The sequence below is a fragment of the Spirillospora albida genome (assembly GCF_000718255.1).
Taxonomy (GTDB): domain Bacteria; phylum Actinomycetota; class Actinomycetes; order Streptosporangiales; family Streptosporangiaceae; genus Spirillospora; species Spirillospora albida.
In genome coordinates this window covers 1-17,478 of the sequence record NZ_JOFJ01000023.1, presented here as the reverse complement: position 1 = coordinate 17,478, position 17,478 = coordinate 1, and the positions used below count along the sequence as shown (strand labels likewise).

The window sequence follows — 17,478 nt, the reverse complement described above, 5'->3', positions numbered from 1 at the left end:
AACCAAGATCGGGCGCGGATCCGGGGATCCCGGGCACGGGCGTGTCACCGGGCGGCCGCGCGCGGCCGCCCGGTGACCCCGTCCGGGCTCCGGGGCCCGATCACACCTCGACGATCACCGGGACGATCATCGGGCGGCGGCGGTAGTTGTCGCTGACCCACTTGCCCGCGGTACGGCGGACGAGCTGGCCCAGCTGATGGAGCTCGGTCACCCCGTCGGCCGCGGCCTCCCCGATCACCGTCTCGATCCGCGAGACGACCTCGGCGAAGTCCGCGTTGACGATGCCGGCGCCGCGGGCGTGCACCTCCGGCCCGGCCACGACCTTCCCGGACGTCGTGTCGATCCCGATGACGATGGAGATGAAGCCCTCCTCGCCGAGGATCCGCCGGTCCTTCAGGGAGGTCTCGGTGACCTCGCCGACCGACAGGCCGTCCACGTACACGTAGCCCGCGGGGACCGCGCCGACGATCTTCGCCTCGCCGCCGGCGAGGTCGACGACGACGCCGTCCTCGGCGATGACGATCCGCTCGTCCGGCACTCCGGTGAGCGACGCCAGCTTCGCGTGCGCCCGCAGGTGCCGCCACTCGCCGTGGATCGGCATGAAGTTGCGGGGCTTGACCATGTTCAGCACGTACAGCAGCTCGCCCGCCGAGGCGTGCCCGGACACGTGCACGAGCGCGTTGCCCTTGTGGACGATCCGCGCGCCCCATCGGGTGAGGCCGTTGATGACGCGGTTCACGGCGTTCTCGTTGCCGGGGATCAGCGAGGACGCCAGCAGCACGGTGTCGCCCTCGGTGATGCGGATCGAGTGGTCGCGGTTCGCCATCCGCGACAGCGCCGACATCGGCTCGCCCTGCGACCCGGTGCACACCAGGACCAGGCGGTCGCCGGGGATGTCGTCCAGGTCGCGCTGCTCGACCATGACGCCCTCGGGGACGTTCAGGTAGCCGAGCTCCCGCGCCACGCCCATGTTCCGGACCATCGACCGCCCGACGAAGCAGACCTTGCGGCCGTTCGCCACGGCGGCGTCGAGGACCTGCTGGACGCGGTGGATGTGCGAGGCGAAGCAGGCCACGATCAGCCGGGCCTGCGCGGTGCGGAACACGTCGTCCACGACCGGGCCGATGTCGCGCTCGCTGGTGACGAAACCGGGGACCTCGGAGTTCGTCGAGTCGGACATCAGCAGGTCGATGCCGGCGGCGCCGAGCCGCGCGAAGCCGGGCAGGTCGGTGAGCCGGCCGTCCAGCGGCAGCTGGTCCATCTTGAAGTCGCCGGTGTGCAGGACGGTCCCGGCGGGCGTGCGGATCGCGAGGGCGAGCGCGTCCGGGATCGAGTGGTTCACGGCCAGGAACTCGATCTCGAACGGGCCGAACGTGCGCCGGTCGCCCTCGGCGACGACCTCGGTGACCGGCTGAATGCGGTGCTCGGTCAGCTTGGCCTCGAGCAGCGCCATCGTCAGCTTCGAACCGGCCAGCCGGATGTCGCGGCGCTCGCGCAGCAGGAACGGGACGGCCCCGATGTGGTCCTCGTGGCCGTGCGTCAGGATGACCGCCTCGATGTCGTCCAGGCGGTCCCGGATGTACTCGAAGTCGGGCAGGATCAGGTCGATTCCGGGCTGCTCGGTCTCCGGGAACAGGACACCGCAGTCGACGACGAGCAGTCGCCCGCCGAACTCGAACACGGTCATGTTGCGGCCGATCTCCCCGAGCCCGCCGAGCGCGACGATGCGCAGGGCGCCCTCGGCCGGGGCGGGCGGGGACGAGAGCTCCGGGTGGGGATGGCTCACCGGGCGGCCTCCCGGACGGTGTCGTGCGGCACTGCTGCGTCGGGCACGGTGACTCCCCCAATCGTCAGGTCCGCACGCAGGCGCTCGGCGAACTCGGGCCCGGCCTCGGCCAGCGGCGCGCGCAGCGGGCCGCCACCGGGCAGGCCGAGCAGTCGCAGCGCCGCCTTCACGGCGATGGCGCCCTGCGTACGGGTCATGATCGCGGTGACCACGGGCAGCAGCCGCCGGTGGATCTCCAGCGCCCGCCCATGCTCACCGGCGCGGTATGCGTCGATCATCTCATGGAGCTCGGTGCCCACGAGATGCCCGATCACGCTGACGAACCCGGCGGCGCCCACCGACAGCCACGGCAGGTTGAGGTTGTCGTCGCCGGAGTACCAGACGAGGTCGGTCGCCGCCATCACCCGGGACGCGCCGAAGAGGTCGCCCTTGGCGTCCTTCACGGCGACGATCCGGGGGTGCTCGGCGAGCCGCAGCAGCGTGTCGCCCTCGATCGGCACCCCGGCGCGGCCCGGGATGTCGTACAGCATGGTCGGCAGGCCGGTCGCGTCGGCGACGGCCCGGAAGTGCGCCAGCAGCCCCTCCTGCGGGGGCTTGTTGTAGTACGGCGTGACGACGAGCAGCCCGTGCGCGCCGGCGGCCTCGGCCTGCCGGGCGAGTTCCAGGCTGTGCGCGGTGTCGTTCGTCCCGGCACCGGCGACGACGACCGCGCGGTCGCCGACCGCGTCGACCACCGCGCGCAGGAGGTCCCGTTTCTCGGCGTCGCTCGTCGTGGGCGACTCACCGGTGGTCCCGCTGACCACGAGACCGTCGTGGCGCCGCTCGTCGACCAGGTGGGTCGCGAGGCGCGCGGCGCCGTCGTAGTCGACGCCGCCGTCGGGCGTGAACGGGGTGACCATCGCGGTCAGCAGCCGTCCGAACGGGGCGTCGGGAGTTGTGCTGGGTGCCATGCAACGAACGGTACCGTTCCGGCCCCCGCGCTCGGACCCGCAGGTCCGGCTCGGCCGCGGCCGGATCCGGGACGGGAGAAGCCGCCGCCACACGCTCGGGGGTACGCGTGGCGGCGGCTCCCTCCACTCATCGTGGCACGCGAACCGCCCGTTACGGGGGCACTCCGGCCACTTCCCGGACTCGATGGGGGAAAGCCCGCCGGGCCGGGCGACGGATCAACCCGGGGCGCCGGCGGCGATGAGCTCCTGCAGCCGGAGCCGCAGCTCCTCGACGCAGGGCGTCCGGACGAGGTCGTTGCCCCGGACGGCCCACCACTGCCCGGATCCGCCCCGTCCGATCCGCCAGCCGGTGAACTCGGCTGCCAGTTCGCTGAGCGTGTCGGCGTCCCGCCACGCGGCCTGCTGAATGCTCATCGGCCTCGCTCCCCACTCGACCCATCGCCGGATCTGGTTCACGGGTCGATGCCTACCCCGCCGGTTCGCGCCTATCCAACCCCCCTGACCTGCGCGGACACGGAAAGCCGAACGTCATCGCGGGGCTTTCCCAACAGCCAAGTCCTGCTGTCGTTCAGGGCAGCCAGTTACGGCGAAACCGGTCCCATTCACCCGATTTCGTCGTCCAGTCGGCATAGACCCCGACCCCGTACGGCCGCGCCGGCGGCCGGTCCAGGTCGTCGACGCCGCGCCGGACGCCGCGCAGCGCGACGTCCAGGGTCTCCGCCCACTCCATGAGCGGCCGGTAGGTGGGGACGCCCATGAACACGGTCACCCGGTCGCCGATGGTCTCCAGCGTCGCGCGGGTGTGCCGGGCGAAGTGCCAGCCGGCGAGGGATCGCGTCGGCAGCGACACGTCGTAGGTCATGATCGCGACCTGGTCGGCGCGGTCGGCCACGGCCCGCAGGAACTCCTTCGTCGGACGCGGCGGGTGGTGGACGGTGCCCGTGCGCGGGACGAGGGCCTTGTAGACGGGCTGGAGCCGGTCGAAGAGGGGCGGCTGCTCCAGCGCGACCGACAGCAGCCTGCCCCGGGCCCGGGTCAGCTCGCGCGTCCGCTCCATGAGCTCGAGGAACGATTCGTCGTCGGGGTAGATGGGCTCGAAGTCGTAGTGGATCCCGTCGAAGCCCAGATCGAGGAACTTCTCGTCGGTCTTCAGGACGCGCGCGCGGACGGCGGGGTCGTCCAGGTCGATGACGCCTTCGTCCTCCACCACGCGGATCTGGCCGAGGTACGCCTGCGCGCGCACGCCCGGCGCGTGCTCGCGGAGGGCCGCGATGAGCCGCCTCGCGTTGCGGTGCCTGGACTCCGGCACCGTCCCGTCCGGCTCGAACGGGCCGGCGTGGAAGAACACGTCGGTGATGCGGTGCCTCTTCAGCAGCTCACCGAACGCGCGGTACTCCTCCTCGGTGTGGCTCTCCCCCACCCATTGGTGGCGCGCCCACAGCGCGTTGGCCTCCGTCCCGCCCGCCTTGGGATCGGGCTGCCACCACACCCAGGCCCCGGCCAGGACGAGGGCCATCAGGCCCGCGACGTACGCGATCGCCCAAGCCGTCCACCGCCCCGCAATCCACAAGATCCGCGACATTCAACAATGATGGCTGATGAAACGGGTACTTCTACCCCCTGTCCACCATGTCACGACCATGCCTTGTCCATGAATCGATCATCGTTTTGCGCAGCGCGCTCGCGGGGTTGACATTGGGGGAATCATACCGGTAACAGGCCGTGAACCCGATCACGGGGGATTGGAGGTCGAGTGACATGCGTGTACGTCCGAATCAGATCGAGCCCAAGCCCCTGATCACCACGCGCGCCCTTGTCATCCTGATCATCGCGGGCGGCGCGGCGGGACTGTGCGCCATGAACCCCTCTGCCGCGGTCCCCATCGGCGTCGGGCTGGCGGTCGTGACGCTCCTGGCATCGATCGTCAAGGACTGAGGCTTCAGAACACCGGGATGATGTCCTCCGGATCGATGAAGCTCACTTCCACACCGGAGATGTCGAGTTCGGGGATGGCGGGGAATTCGATGCCCCACCGCTCCACGATCGCGCGGACGCGGGCAATGGCCAGCTTCCAGTTCTCCGCCTGCTCCTCGAACGACAGGACGCCGAGTCCGGCGTCCCGCGCGTGGTCCATGAGCACGCGGTGGTTGTGGAGGAAGTAGGGCGGCAGATCCCAGAAGCCGTCCGGCGGTTCCCACAGGATCATCGACAGGAAAACGAAACCGGCGCGGAGCTGCTTGGTGATCTGACCCTTGACGTCCTCGGTGAGGCCAGGCCACTCGTTCTCCAGAATCGTCATGCAGATCTGGAGGTGGCGCGACTCGTCCCGGCCGATCTTCTTGAACATCTCGCCGAAGACGGGGTGCCGCGTCCCCGAGGCCATTCCCCGGAACAGGGTGGACGCGGCCATCTCCCCCATCATGAAGCTGGTGAACAGGACGGCGAGCGAGTATTTGCGAACGGCGCTGTTGTAGCCCTGCCAGTAGCGGCCGCCGTTGTGGTAGAGCCAGCCGATGTTGTTGTGGGCGGCCTTCTCCAGGTCCGTCTCCGGGCTCCAGTCGAGTGGACCGCCGGGCCAGAGCCTCGCGATCGTGCGCTGGCAGCACTCCTCGTGGTTCATCTCGTCCCGCGTGATGGAGAAGAAGCACTTGCGGACCGGGTCCTCCTCGTGCTGCTCGAACGCGTGGATCGTCGCGCGCGCGAACACGGCCGGGCCGGACGCGTCGAAGTTGGCCAGGACGGCGAACCAGTACATGATCCCGAGCCGCTGCTCCGGGGTGAAGTCCTCGGGACGGATGCCGTCCCAGGGCAGGTCCGCGGGATTCCAGACCATGCGCTTGGACTTCTCGTAGATGGCGGCGAGTTTTTCGGTCTCCACCCGCCACTCCATCGGGTAGATGTTCGGCTGCGGGATCTCGGGGGCGGGCCAGAACCCGCCCTCCGGAACGGTCGGCATGTCGGCCATGCACGGCTCCTGTCACGGCGTTGTGACGCTCTCCCTCCCATCGTGCGCGAAAGTGTCACATGATGCAAGGGCCGGGGCGCCCTCCCGGCGGACGCGCGTGCGCTGCGTGAGCGCGACGCAGACGAGCACCCCCACGGCGCCCGCCGCCGTCGCCAGGCCGACGGGCTCGGCCAGGAGCAGCGCCGACCAGACGAGCGTCAGGACGGGCTGAGCGAGCTGAACCTGACCCGCACGCGCGATCCCGGCCCGCGCGAGGCCCGCGTACCACGCGAAGAAGCCGAGGTAGGCGGAGAACACGGCGACGTAGCCGAGACCGAGCGCGGAGCGTCCCGTCCACTGCGGACCGGTCGTCGCGTAGAGCCAGGCGGTGAGCGGGACGGTCGCGGGAACCGTCAGCAGGAGCGCCCAGGAGATGACGCGCCAGCCGGGCATGGCGCGGGCGAGCCGGCCGCCCTCGGTGTAGCCGACCGCCGCGGCGATCAGCGCCCCGAACAGCAGCAGGTCGGCGGGCGTCGCCCGGCCCGCTCCCTGGACGAGCGTGAAGCCGGTGACGCAGGCCGCTCCGGCCGCCGCCGCAAGCCAGAAGCCGCCGGAGGGCCGCTCGCCCGCGCGCAGCACGGCGAACACGGCGGTGGCGGCGGGCAGCAGCCCGATCACGACGGCCGCGTGCCCGGACGAGGCGCCCCGGTCGAGCGCCAGGGTCGTCAGCACCGGGAAGCCGAAGACCACTCCGGCACCGACGAGCAGCAGGCCGCCGAGATCCCGGCGCCGCGGCGGACGCGCGCGAACGGCGAGCAGTGCTATCGCGGCCAGGACGCTCGCGATACCGGCGCGGCCGATGCCGATCAGGTAGGGGTCGAAGCCGTCCAGCGCGAACACGGTCGCCGGGAAGGTGAACGAATAGATCACCATGCCGAGCGAGGCGAGCCCGAATCCGCCCGCCGCTATCGACCGTTCTGTAGTAGCGCTACCCTGGCTCTCCATGCACCACGATAGCAGTGTGTCCGCCCTGGCGACCGCCCTGCGGGCCGAGGTGGCCGGGCTGGAACCGGGCGAGCGGCTCCCGTCCAGCCGTTCGCTGGTCGCGCGGCACCGGGTCAGCCCGGTCACGGTGTCGCGCGCGCTCGGGCTGCTCGCCGCCGAGGGCCTCGTCGTGACCCGTCCGGGCAGCGGCGCGTTCGCCGCCGAGCGGCCGCCCGCCGGCCGGGAGCCGGGCGACGTCGGCTGGCAGGCCGTCGCGCTCGGCGACCGCGCGGTCGACCCCGCCGGGGTGGCGTGGCTGCTGAACCCGCCGCCCGAGGGGGTCGTCCCGCTCAGCGGCGGCTACCTGCACCCGTCCCTGCAGCCGGCGCGCGCCCTCGCGACCGCCACCGCGCGCGCCGCCCGCCGCCCGGACGCCTGGGCGGTCCCGCCGCTCGGCGGCGTCCCGGAGCTGCGCGCCTGGTTCGCCCGGACGGTCGGCGGCGGCGTCGCGCCCGCCGACGTGCTCATCACCGGCGGCGGGCAGCAGTCGGTGACGACCGTCCTGCGGGCGCTGCTGCCGCCCGGCGCGCCCCTGCTCGTCGAGTCGCCGACCTACCTCGGCGTGCTGTCGATCGCGCGGGCGAGCGGGCTGCACCCGGTGCCCGTCCCCGTCGACGCGGACGGCGTCCGCCCCGACCTGCTCGCCGAGGCGTTCGCGGTGAGCGGCGCCCGCGCCTTCTACTGCCAGCCCACCTTCCACAATCCGACGGGGGCGGTGCTGGCCCCCGAGCGGCGCGTGCGGGTCCTGGACGCGGCGCGGGCGGCGGGCGCCTTCGTCGTCGAGGACGACTTCGCACGGCATCTCGGCATCGAGGCCGCCCCGCCGCCGCTGATCGCCGCGGACGACTCGGGGCGCGTCGTCCACATCGCGTCCCTGACGAAGGCCACCGCGCCGAGCCTGCGGGTGGCCGCGGTGATCGCGCGGGGACCGGTAGCGGAACGGATCCGCGCGACGCAGCTGGTCGAGGAGTTCTTCCCGGCCCGCCCTCTGCAGGAGACCGTCCTCGAACTGGTCAGCTCCCCCGGCTGGGCACGGCACCTGCGCGCCGTCCGGACGGCGCTGCGCGCGCGCCGGGACGCCCTGCGCGCGGCCCTGGCGAAGGAGCTGCCGGAGCTGCGGGCGAGCCGTCCGGAAGGCGGCCTCCACCTGTGGGTCCGCCTTCCGGACGGCGTGGACGACGTCGCCCTGGCGGAGGCCGCACTCCGCGAGGGGGTCCTGGTCAGCGCCGGGCGGCCCTTCTTCCCCGCCGAGCCGCAGGGCTCCTACCTGCGGCTCGGCTACGCCACGGCACCCTCAGAGGCCGATCTGGCGGAGGGCGTCCGCCGGCTGGCCGCCGTCATGCGCGGTTAGCCGCCGTCATGCGCGGTTAGGCGGTCACGAAACAGAACTCGTTGCCCTCCGGGTCGCGCCAGACCTGGAAGGGCGAGTCGGGGTCGTCGCCCATCGGCGCCCCCGCAGGCGTGGCGCCCAGCTCGCGGGCGCGTTCCCCCGCCGCGTGGATGTCGGGCACGTCCAGGTCGAAGTGCAGCCGGTTCTTGCCCGACTTGCTCTCCGGGACCTTCTGGAACGACAGGACGGGACCGCCCTCTCCCAACGGCTCCAGGTCGATCCAGTCGTCGCTGCGCGACGTCGTCTTGAGGTCGAGGAGCGTCCCCCAGAACGCGGTCATGGCTTCCAGGTCATTGCAGTCGATGGCGATGTTGCCCACCTTCGGAGTCATCGTTATCTCCTCCCGTATTCGACCACCGGTGAAACGTTGAAGGGCATCGCCGTGGCAGTGCGCGAAGCCTGTCGTACGGCGGAGTGTCCCGTCCGGCGCTCGTCTCCTGGGCCAGCCGGGCGTTCCCGCGTTCGGCACCGCCCCCCGGACGGCCCGGCTGCCTCTACAGTTGGGTGATCCCGGACGAGAGGACGTGCACGCTCATGCCCGACGTTGGGGTGCGGCCCGCACGCCGCGCCGACGCCGCCGCGATCGCCGACATCCAGGTGCGGACGTGGCGGCAGGCCTACCGCGACCTCCTGCCCGGCGCCGTCCTCGACCGGGTGACGAGCGAGGAGGCGCGGGAGGCGTGGCGGGAGCGGTGGGCCGAGGCCGCGGCGTCCCCGCCGAGCCCCCGGCACCGGCTGGTCGCGGCCGTCGCGTCCGACCTCGTCGTCGGGTTCGCCGCGCACGCCCCCGCCGAGGACGACGACACCGATCCCGCCACCACCGCCGAGCTGGTCGCCCTGCTGGTCGACCCGCTGCACGCCCGAGCCGGCCACGGCAGCCGGCTGCTCGCCGCCACCGTCGACCTCCTCCGCGACGACGGCACCGGCACGCTCATCACCTGGACGTTCGAGGACGACGAGGTCATGCGCTCCTTCCTCGGCTCCGCCGGCTGGGCCCCCGACGGCACCGCCCGCACCCTCGACATGGGCGACCCCGTCCGCCAGATCCGCCTCCACACCGACATCAGCGCACCCGGCTGAGCCGGCGCGCCGCGCGTACCGGAGCCTCCCCGGTCACCGGACGTGCCGGCGCGGGGGTCGGTGAGAGTCACTCCTGATCCGGGCCTATGTTTGGATCCGTGCCCGAGTCCACCTCTCTGACGCCGCCGCGCCCCGCGGCCGCGGCCGCCGCCGGACGCCGTCGCTGGCTCGGCATGATCGTCATGAGTCTCGGCGTCTCGCTCATCGTCGTGGACGCCACGATCGTCGGCGTCCTGCTGCCCCGCATCGTCACCGACCTCGGGCTGACCACGAGCGACGCCGAGTGGATCACCTCCGTGTACGCGCTCGTGTTCGCCGCGCTGCTCATCCCCTTCGGCCGGGCGGGCGACCTGTTCGGGCGGCGCCGCGTGTTCGTGCTGGGCGTCGCGGTCTTCACCGTCGCGAGCGTCGCCGCGGCCCTGGCCGGCGGAAGCGGCGCGCTGATCGGCGCGCGGGCGCTGCAGGGCGTCGGCGCATCCATGATCATGCCGGCGACGCTGTCCACGGTGAACGCGGTGTTCACCGGCCGGGACCGCGCCGTCGCGTTCGGGATCTGGGGCTCGCTCATCAGCGGCATGGCGGCGCTCGGACCGCTCGCCGGCGGCGTGCTCGCCGCGGTCGGCGGCTGGCGCTGGGCCTTCGGCGTCAACCTGCCGGTCGGGCTCGCGCTGCTCGCCGGGGCGGTCGTCCTCATGCCGGAGACGCGGGAGCGGGTCGCGGGCGGGCTCCGGGGGATCGACTGGCCGGGCGCCGCGCTGTCCGCGCTGGGGTTCGGCGCGCTGGTGTGCGGTCTGATCGAGGGCCAGACCTACGGGTGGTGGACGGCCACGCGCCCCTTCTCCATCGCCGGTTTCGGCTGGCCGGCCACGGGACTGTCACCCGTCCCGGTCGTCCTCGCGATGGGGATCGTCCTCCTCGCGGCCCTGCTGGTCGTGGAGCGCGCACGGGCCGCCGCGGGGCGTCCGGTGATGCTCGACCTCACCCTGTGGCGCATCCCGAACTTCCGGCACGGCAACCTCGCCTCGGCGCTCATCAACGTCGGCGAGCTCGGCCTGGTGTTCATCCTGCCGCTGTTCCTGCTCGGCGTGCACGGGACGTCGCCGCTGCAGATCAGCGTCGCGCTCCTGCCGCTCGCGGCGGGCGCCTTCCTGTCGGGGGGCTGCGCGGGGCGGCTCGCGAACAGGCGCGGCGCGCACCGGGTCGTCCAGTCGGGCATGGTCCTGGAGGTCGTCGCCGTCCTCGGGCTCGCCCTCACCGTCTCCGCCACCACGGGCGGGCTCGGGCTCGCACCCTGGATGCTGCTGTACGGCCTCGGCCTCGGCCTCACCTCCGCGCAGCTGACCAACGTCTCTCTCGCGGACGTTCCGACCGCGTGCGCCGGCCAGGCGTCCGGTACCCAGTCCACAGCACGGCAGATCGGCGCCGCGCTCGGCATCGCCCTCATCGGAACGGTGTTCGCGACCGGCCTCGGGCACGCCATGGGCGACCGTCTCGAGACCACCGCGCTCCCCCCGGAGAAGCAGGCCGCCATCACGCACAACCTGCGGGAGAGCGCCGGCACCTACGGACGCGACCTGCACGCGGCTCCCGGGATGGACGCCGCCGCCCACGCCGCAGACGCCAGCCTCGCCGACGCCACCCGCGGCGCCGCCCTCACCACCGCCGCGATCCTCGCGCTCGGGCTGGCGCTGTCCCTGCGGCTGCGCCCGAGCGGTGCCCGCCGTCCGGGAGAATCGAACCCCCAGCCCCCCATAGCCCAGGAGAACAAGCGGTAACCGTGGCAACGCTCGCCCAATGGGTCGCCGGATCCCGGCCCCGCACCCTGCCCACGTCCCTCGTGCCCGTCGCCGTCGGCACGGGCATCGCCATCGGCGACGACTCCCCGGGGGGCGGCGCCGTCTGGTGGCGGGCGCTCCTCGCCGCGTTCGTCGCGCTCGTCCTGCAGATCGGGGTGAACTACTCCAACGACTACAGCGACGGCGTCCGCGGCACCGACGACGACCGCGTCGGCCCGCTGCGCCTCGTCGGCTCCGGCGCCGCCAAACCGGGACAGGTGCTCGCCGCGGCCCTCGCCGCCTTCCTCGCCGCCGCCGTCGCGGGCCTGGTGCTGGCCGCCGCCACGACATGGTGGCTGCTGCTCATCGGGGCGTTCGCGATCCTCGCCGCCTGGTTCTACACCGGCGGGAAGACCCCGTACGGCTACCGGGCACTCGGCGAGATCTCCGTGTTCGTGTTCTTCGGCCTCGTCGCCGTCGTCGGGACCGTCTACGTCCAGATCGAACGCCTCCCGTGGGAGGCGTGGGCGGCCGCCGTGCCGATCGGGCTGCTCGCCTGCGGGCTGCTCGTCGCGAACAACCTCCGCGACATCCCCACCGACCGGGAGTCGGGCAAGCGGACCCTCGCCGTCGTCCTCGGCGACCGGTGGACCCGGATCCTGTACGCGGTGTGCACCTCGCTGCCGTTCATGGCCGTCCTCGTCCTCGCGGCGCCGCACCCGTGGGCGCTGATCGCGCTGCTCGCCGCACCGCTGTCGGTGCCGCCGACGCAGAAGGTGCTGAACGGCGCGACCGGCCCCGCCCTCATCCCGGTGCTGGGCGAGACCGGCCGCCTCCAGATCGTCTACGGCGTGCTGCTGGCCGTGGGCCTCGCCCTCTAGGGGCGGTTCAGGTTCCAGTCGATCTCGGGGCGCCCCGCGTCCGCGAGGGCCTTGTTCACGGCGCTGAACGGGCGCGTCCCGAAGAACTTCTTCGCGCTGAGCGGACTCGGGTGCGCCGACTCGATCACCGTGTGGTGCGCGCCCGTGATCAGGCGGGCCTTCTTGCGCGCGTACGCGCCCCACAGGACGAACACGACCCGCTCCGCCTTGTCGTTCAGCGCCCGGATCGCCGCGTCCGTGAACTCCTCCCAGCCCTTCCCGGCGTGCGCCCCGGCCTCGCCGGCGCGCACCGTCAGCACCGCGTTGAGGAGCAGGACGCCCTGATCCGCCCACGGGGTCAGGTCACCGGACGCGGCCGGCGGGATGTCGAGGTCCGCCGCGAGCTCCTTGTAGATGTTGCGCAGGGACGGCGGCAGGCGCACCCCGTCCCTCACGCTGAAGCTGAGGCCGTGCGCCTGCCCCGGGCCGTGGTACGGGTCCTGGCCCAGGATCAGGACGCGGGCCGCTCCATAGGGGCAGTGCCGGAAGGCGTTGAACAGGTCCTCCCTGGGCGGGTACACGATCTGCTCGGCGTACTCCCCCGCCATGAACGCGCCCAGCGCCGCCGTGGCGATCGGGTCGAGCAGCGGGTCGAGCCGCTCCCGCCAGTCGCCGGGCAGCAGTTCCATCAGGTCGAGGGACATCGTCCAGGCCTCCGGGGAAGGGGGTTCACCAGTCGCCGGAAACACTAACGGCCCTCACCGACACCCCGCGTCCTCCTCCGGGATCCGCTCGGGCTCCTCTAGGATCAGCGCACATGCCGGACTCCCCCCGATGGCGGCGCGTGCGCGCGTTCGCCCTGGTCGCCCTGCTCCTCCCGTCCACGAGCTGCGGCGGACCGGACGGCCCCGTCACGCTCACCGTGCTGGCGACCGCGTCCCTCAGCGAGGTGTTCGGCGAGATCGAGGCCGCCTACCGGCACGACCACCCGGGCGTGAGACTGCGGTTCGAGTACGGCGGCTCGCAGGAGATGGCGGACCGGCTGCCCGAACGCGGAGCGGGCGACGTGCTCGTCACCGCGGACCAGACCACGATGCACAAGGCGCGCCGGTACCTCACCGGACGCCGCCGCGTCATCGCGCACACATCGCTGACCATCGCGGTCGCCCCCGGCAACCCCCGGCGCATCCGCGGCCTGCATGATCTGACCCGCCCCGGGCTGCGCGTGGTGGGGGGAGCCGCGATCGTCCCGGTGGGCCGGTACACGCGGAGCGTCCTCGCGGGGGCGGGACTGACCGTCAGGTGGAGTTCGGAGGAGATCAGCGCGCGCGCCGTGCTGGACCGGGTGCGTGCCGGCGAGGCCGACGCGGGACTGGTCTACGTCACCGACCTCGCGTCGGCGGGGGCGGCGGCGAGCAGCGTCCCGATCCCGGCCGACCGCAACGTGACGGCGAGCTTCCCGGCGGCCGCCGTCCGGGACGGCGATCATGAAGAGGCGGCCGGCGCGTTCGTGTCATGGCTGGTCACACCGGCCGCGCAAAGACTTTTCCACAAGTACGGATTCGTGACGCCGCCCGCGGCGCGGTAGGGAACGCTCGGAGACGTGCCCGTTTCGGGGGCACCGGCCAGGGCAGATCATGAGCGCTCCGGGCCGCGTCTGTGATGGGGGGAATGTCGACCGTGCCGTCCCTGCGACCCGCATCGGAACCGAACGAGACCCGCCGGCCCGAAGCCGACCGGCGCCAGCCCGTCCCGCCCCGCAGCGACGCCGAGCATCCCTGGCGCACCGAGGGCGTCCCGGAGGAGCGCCGCGGTCTCGGCGGCTGGAAGCCGTCCCGCAACACCTGGCTGTTCTGGCTGCTCCTGCTGCTCGTCTTCGGGCTCAGCTTCGTCTCGATGCACATCACGGGAAAGCAGGAGCGCGTCACGATCCCGTACACGTCGTTCACCCAGCAGGTGACGGCCGGGAACGTCCAGCAGGTCTACACCAAGGGCTACCAGATCCAAGGGCGGTTCAAGAAGGCGCGGCCCTTCCCGGGGCGCGAGGGCGAGACCTACACCATGTTCGAGACGCTCCGCCCCGCGTTCGCCGACGACAAGATCTACTCGGAGCTGGTCAAGCAGGGCGTCGAGGTGGAGGCCAAACCCGCGCAGCCCGACCGGGGGTTCGTCGCCAACCTGCTGCTCTCCCTCCTGCCCACCCTCCTGTTCGTCGGTCTGTGGATCGGCGTCATGGTGTGGCTCCAGCGCCGCATGACCGGGGGCGGCGGCCTCATGGGCGGCTTCGGCCGCTCCCCCAAACCCGTCGCGCAGGACGAACGGCGCGCCACGTTCGCCGACGTCGCCGGCATCGACGAGGTCGAGGCGGAGCTCAGCGAGATCGTCGACTTCCTCAAGGACCCCGGCAAGTACCGCCGGATGGGCGCCCGCGTCCCCCGCGGCGTCCTGCTCACCGGCCCGCCCGGCACCGGCAAGACCCTCCTCGCCCGCGCCGTCGCCGGCGAGGCCGACGTCCCGTTCTATTCCGCCGCCGCGTCGGAGTTTATCGAGATGGTCGTCGGCGTCGGCGCCGCCCGCGTCCGCGAGCTGTTCACCGAGGCCCGCAAGACCGCCCCGTCCATCATCTTCATCGACGAGGTCGACACCATCGGCCGGGCGCGCGGCAGCGGCGCGACCATGGGCGGGCACGACGAGCGCGAGCAGACCCTCAACCAGATCCTGACCGAGATGGACGGCTTCTCCGGCTCCGAGGGGGTGGTGGTCGTCGCCGCCACGAACCGTCCCGACATCCTCGATCCCGCCCTGCTCCGGCCCGGCCGCTTCGACCGCCAGGTCGCCGTCTCCGCGCCCGATCTCGACGGCCGCATCGCGATCCTGCGCGTCCACACCCGCGACGTCCCCCTCGCCGCCGACGCCGACGTCCCCGCGATCGGCAAAATGACCCCCGGCATGACGGGCGCCGAGCTCGCCAACCTCGTCAACGAGGCCGCGCTCCTGGCCGTGAAGCGCGGCAAGGACGCGGTCGACATGGCCGATTTCCACTCCGCCCTGGAGAAGGTGCAGCTCGGCACCCGCCGGTCCCTCGTCATGCCGTACGAGGAGCGCCGCCGCACGTCCTACCACGAGTCGGGCCACGGCCTCCTCGGCATGCTCCACCCCGGCGCCGACCCCGTCCGCAAGATCACGATCGTCCCGCACGGCCGCGCCCTCGGCGTCACCGTCTCCACCCCCGAGAGCGACCGCTACGCCTACGACGAGCAGTACCTCCGCGGCCGCATCATCGGCGCCCTCGGCGGCATGGCCGCCGAGGAGCTCGTCTTCGGCGTCGTCACCACCGGCTCCGAGAGCGACCTGGAACAGGTCACCCGGCTGGCCCGCGGCATGGTGGGCCGGTGGGGCATGTCCGCCCGCGTGGGCCCCCTGTCGATCCTGCCTCCAGAAGGCATGGAGGCGATGGGCCAGTACGCGGCGCAGGGCACTCTCGACATCGTCGACATCGAGGCCCGCCGCATCGTCGAGGAGTGCTACGCCGAGGCCCTGGAGACCCTCCGCTCCCACCGCGACAAGCTGGACTCCCTGGCAGCCGTCCTCTTGGAGGAGGAGACCCTGGACGAGGCCGCCGCCTATGCCGCCGCGAGCATCCCCCGCCCCGTCCCCATGACGAAATAGACGTCAGGAGGGGCGGGGCAGGCCGATCGGGTTCGGGAAGGGCATCTCGTCCGCCGCCGCCCGCGCGAACGGGACGAGCATGCCGTACAGCGCCTCGGGATCGTCCAGGGCACGGTAGGGCGGCGCGGCCAGGGCGTCGGTGCGGTCCTCGATGGACGCGCGCAGATCACGCCCGGCGCCCGTCGCGTCCGGCCCCCGCACGAGCCCTCGCCCGGCCAGCGCCTCCGCCGCCGCGTCCCACTCCTCCTCGGACCAGCCACGGCTGTCGCGAAGCCGCTGCGCGGGAACGGTGCCGACGGCGGACGCCAGCACGTTCGCCTCCAGGCCGCTCAGCCCCTCGGCCGCGAGCAGCGCGTTGTGGCCGTCGCCGCGATGCTCACGCAGGGCGGTGCACATCAGCCAGAGCGCCTCCACCGGGTCGTCCGGGACGTCCAGGTCACGGTTCGCCGCGAACAGCGGGCGCCCGCCCCCGTCCGCGGCGGCCACGGCCCGCGCCAGCTGCGCGGCGGCGGACGCGGCCACCCCGTCGATCCCGGGCGCGAGCCGCCTGAGCACCGCGGCGGCGGCGGTCCCCCGCACCCGCAGGATGTCCTCCGGCGAGGCGAACCCCCATGCGTCCGGCACGGCGCGCCGCACCCGCGCGGGGTGGAACCCGTAGAACGTCGCCTCGACGACACCGGCCGGGGCCGCCCCGAGGGGTGCCGCGCGCCCGCCGAAGTAGCCCATCCAGAAGCCCTTGAGCCCGACCTCCCGATGCGCCGCCAGGCACTCCGGCGCGAAGTAGGTCACCGCGTGCAGCGGCTCGACCACCAGCCACATGTCCCGTGCCACCGAGTCGCCCATTCCACACCATCCTTCCCGAAGCCGACGCTCCGCATGCGAAGCTAAGGCCCGCGGGGCCGACCGGACAATCCACACCCGCGTGGATTCCGGCCGGGATCACGCATTCTGGGTACGCTGACTACGCACCGTCTCTACAGTGTGGGGAGCCGAACGTGATGGAGGAGTCGCCCAAAGTGAGCATCCTTGCCACTAGCCACCACCACCACGAGCTCCCCGACACCCCCTACAACCTCTGGATGCGGGACGAGCTCGCTGACCTTCTCGATCTTCCCCACGACGGCACCCGTGTCGAGATCATCGGTGGGGAGATCATCGTGTCACCAGGGCCGGACTATGCCCACAACGCCATCATCCGCACCATCGAGCAGCGATTCTTCGCCGCCGAGATGGCCGATCGGTCATTCCCGTGGCGATACATCGGTTCGCAGGACGTGTCTCTCAGCGAGATACACGACGGATACATCCCCGACCTCTGCGTGCTCAGCGGCGAGAACGACCGCCAGGCGCGAGCCGCACAGATCAAGAAGGTGCCTCCGCAGTACCTGGAACTCGTGCTCGAGGTGACCTCGCCCACCAACGCGTCCGATGACCGGCGTCCCGGACGGCGCCGGACCGTGCCCACCAAGTGGAACGGGTACGCCCGGGTCGGGATCCCGTACTACCTGCTGGTGGACCGCGATCCCAAGGCGGCGCGGACGACACTGTTCAGCGACCCCGACAAGACCTCCGGCGAATACCGGGAGGCGGCGAGCTGGGAATTCGGGAGGACCGTCAGGCTCCCCGAACCGTTCGGCATCAAGATCCCCACAGACGAGTGGGAGCCCTGGCAGGGCGGCGCCTGAGCCCCGCGACGCGCCCCGGTCTTCTCCGCATCCCCCATCCGCCGAACGAGCGGAGACCCGCCACCGCGACGTGCGGGAGCGGAGCGAGGCCGGGTGCGCGGCGCACACCGCCGCGCGGGGCGTGAACCGCGGTTCCTGCGCGCTCTCCGTCGCCAGTGCGGCGGCCGCCTGCGTCACCGGGTTGGTGACAGGCGCACTAGGGCCTGTTCGTAGTTCAGATCATGAGGGGGATGGGAGGCTGCGCAGCCAGATGATGGCTCCGCGCAGGTGGAGTCCGGCCTCGTAGCTTTCGGGG

17 protein-coding genes are annotated in these 17,478 nt (G+C 72.4%); 8 read left to right on the top strand and 9 right to left on the bottom strand.

Going from position 1 to position 17,478, the window contains the following annotated elements; translation table 11 throughout:
* Nucleotides 1–100: 100 nt before the first annotated feature.
* The 4 genes from IE99_RS0124940 to IE99_RS0124925 form a co-directional block, all read right to left on the bottom strand.
* A complete protein-coding gene (locus IE99_RS0124940) occupies nt 101–1,786 on the bottom strand; it encodes a ribonuclease J (RefSeq protein ID WP_030175733.1) in 1,686 nt (561 codons plus the stop codon).
* Nucleotides 1,783–2,736: a 4-hydroxy-tetrahydrodipicolinate synthase gene (gene dapA, locus IE99_RS0124935; protein ID WP_051713199.1), complete on the bottom strand. Its 954-nt coding sequence runs from the start codon at nt 2,734–2,736 to the stop codon at nt 1,783–1,785. Before dapA ends, IE99_RS0124940 begins: the two co-directional genes overlap by 4 nt.
* Before the next feature lie 216 nt (nt 2,737–2,952).
* Nucleotides 2,953–3,150, bottom strand: coding sequence for a hypothetical protein (locus IE99_RS0124930; RefSeq protein ID WP_030175727.1), 198 nt, complete (start codon nt 3,148–3,150; stop codon nt 2,953–2,955).
* A gap of 154 nt (nt 3,151–3,304) precedes the next feature.
* Nucleotides 3,305–4,318, bottom strand: a complete 1,014-nt coding sequence (locus IE99_RS0124925) for a glycoside hydrolase family 18 protein (protein ID WP_157610486.1) — start codon at nt 4,316–4,318, stop codon at nt 3,305–3,307.
* A 176-nt stretch (nt 4,319–4,494) separates the two neighbouring features.
* Here IE99_RS0124925 and IE99_RS32120 point away from each other — a divergent pair, with 176 nt between their 5' ends.
* A complete protein-coding gene (locus IE99_RS32120; protein WP_157610485.1) occupies nt 4,495–4,671 on the top strand; it encodes a hypothetical protein in 177 nt (58 codons plus the stop codon).
* Between the two features lie 4 nt (nt 4,672–4,675).
* On the opposite strand, the gene IE99_RS0124915 is transcribed toward IE99_RS32120, so the two are convergent.
* Together IE99_RS0124915 and IE99_RS0124910 are read right to left on the bottom strand one after the other, a co-directional pair.
* Nucleotides 4,676–5,701 carry a hypothetical protein gene (locus IE99_RS0124915; RefSeq protein WP_037560062.1) on the bottom strand — a complete coding sequence of 342 codons (1,026 nt, stop codon included), beginning with the start codon at nt 5,699–5,701 and terminating at the stop codon, nt 4,676–4,678.
* Nucleotides 5,702–5,713: 12 nt separating this feature from the next.
* Nucleotides 5,714–6,685, bottom strand: coding sequence for a DMT family transporter (locus IE99_RS0124910; RefSeq protein ID WP_245623335.1), 972 nt, complete (start codon nt 6,683–6,685; stop codon nt 5,714–5,716).
* Between the two features lie 16 nt (nt 6,686–6,701).
* Here IE99_RS0124910 and IE99_RS0124905 point away from each other — a divergent pair, with 16 nt between their 5' ends.
* Complete coding sequence (locus IE99_RS0124905; RefSeq protein ID WP_030175710.1) at nt 6,702–8,075, top strand: aminotransferase-like domain-containing protein; 1,374 nt, start codon at nt 6,702–6,704, stop codon at nt 8,073–8,075.
* Between the two features lie 16 nt (nt 8,076–8,091).
* Here IE99_RS0124905 and IE99_RS0124900 read toward each other — a convergent pair whose 3' ends face one another.
* A complete protein-coding gene (locus IE99_RS0124900; protein ID WP_030175708.1) occupies nt 8,092–8,445 on the bottom strand; it encodes a VOC family protein in 354 nt (117 codons plus the stop codon).
* A gap of 203 nt (nt 8,446–8,648) precedes the next feature.
* Between IE99_RS0124900 and IE99_RS0124895 the strand changes: the two genes are divergently transcribed.
* From IE99_RS0124895 to IE99_RS0124885, 3 genes are all read left to right on the top strand, one after another.
* Complete coding sequence (locus IE99_RS0124895) at nt 8,649–9,194, top strand: GNAT family N-acetyltransferase (protein ID WP_030175706.1); 546 nt, start codon at nt 8,649–8,651, stop codon at nt 9,192–9,194.
* A gap of 98 nt (nt 9,195–9,292) precedes the next feature.
* Nucleotides 9,293–10,969 carry an MFS transporter gene (locus IE99_RS0124890; protein WP_245623334.1) on the top strand — a complete coding sequence of 559 codons (1,677 nt, stop codon included), beginning with the start codon at nt 9,293–9,295 and terminating at the stop codon, nt 10,967–10,969.
* 2 nt (nt 10,970–10,971) lie between these two features.
* Complete coding sequence (locus IE99_RS0124885) at nt 10,972–11,850, top strand: 1,4-dihydroxy-2-naphthoate polyprenyltransferase (protein ID WP_030175702.1); 879 nt, start codon at nt 10,972–10,974, stop codon at nt 11,848–11,850.
* Here IE99_RS0124885 and IE99_RS0124880 read toward each other — a convergent pair.
* On the bottom strand, nt 11,847–12,533 hold the full coding sequence (locus IE99_RS0124880) for a uracil-DNA glycosylase (RefSeq protein ID WP_030175700.1): 687 nt from the start codon (nt 12,531–12,533) through the stop codon (nt 11,847–11,849). The two genes, IE99_RS0124885 and IE99_RS0124880, sit on opposite strands and share 4 nt — an antisense overlap.
* A 113-nt stretch (nt 12,534–12,646) precedes the next feature.
* Between IE99_RS0124880 and modA the strand changes: the two genes are divergently transcribed.
* Together modA and ftsH are read left to right on the top strand one after the other, a co-directional pair.
* Complete coding sequence (modA, locus tag IE99_RS0124875; RefSeq protein WP_030175697.1) at nt 12,647–13,417, top strand: molybdate ABC transporter substrate-binding protein; 771 nt, start codon at nt 12,647–12,649, stop codon at nt 13,415–13,417.
* 83 nt (nt 13,418–13,500) lie between these two features.
* Nucleotides 13,501–15,498, top strand: coding sequence for an ATP-dependent zinc metalloprotease FtsH (gene ftsH, locus IE99_RS0124870; RefSeq protein WP_084219922.1), 1,998 nt, complete (start codon nt 13,501–13,503; stop codon nt 15,496–15,498).
* A gap of 3 nt (nt 15,499–15,501) precedes the next feature.
* Here ftsH and IE99_RS0124865 read toward each other — a convergent pair whose 3' ends face one another.
* Nucleotides 15,502–16,341, bottom strand: coding sequence for an SCO6745 family protein (locus IE99_RS0124865; RefSeq protein WP_030175693.1), 840 nt, complete (start codon nt 16,339–16,341; stop codon nt 15,502–15,504).
* A gap of 155 nt (nt 16,342–16,496) precedes the next feature.
* Between IE99_RS0124865 and IE99_RS0124860 the strand changes: the two genes are divergently transcribed.
* Nucleotides 16,497–17,183: a Uma2 family endonuclease gene (locus IE99_RS0124860; protein ID WP_245623339.1), complete on the top strand. Its 687-nt coding sequence runs from the start codon at nt 16,497–16,499 to the stop codon at nt 17,181–17,183.
* Nucleotides 17,184–17,478 lie beyond the last annotated feature (295 nt).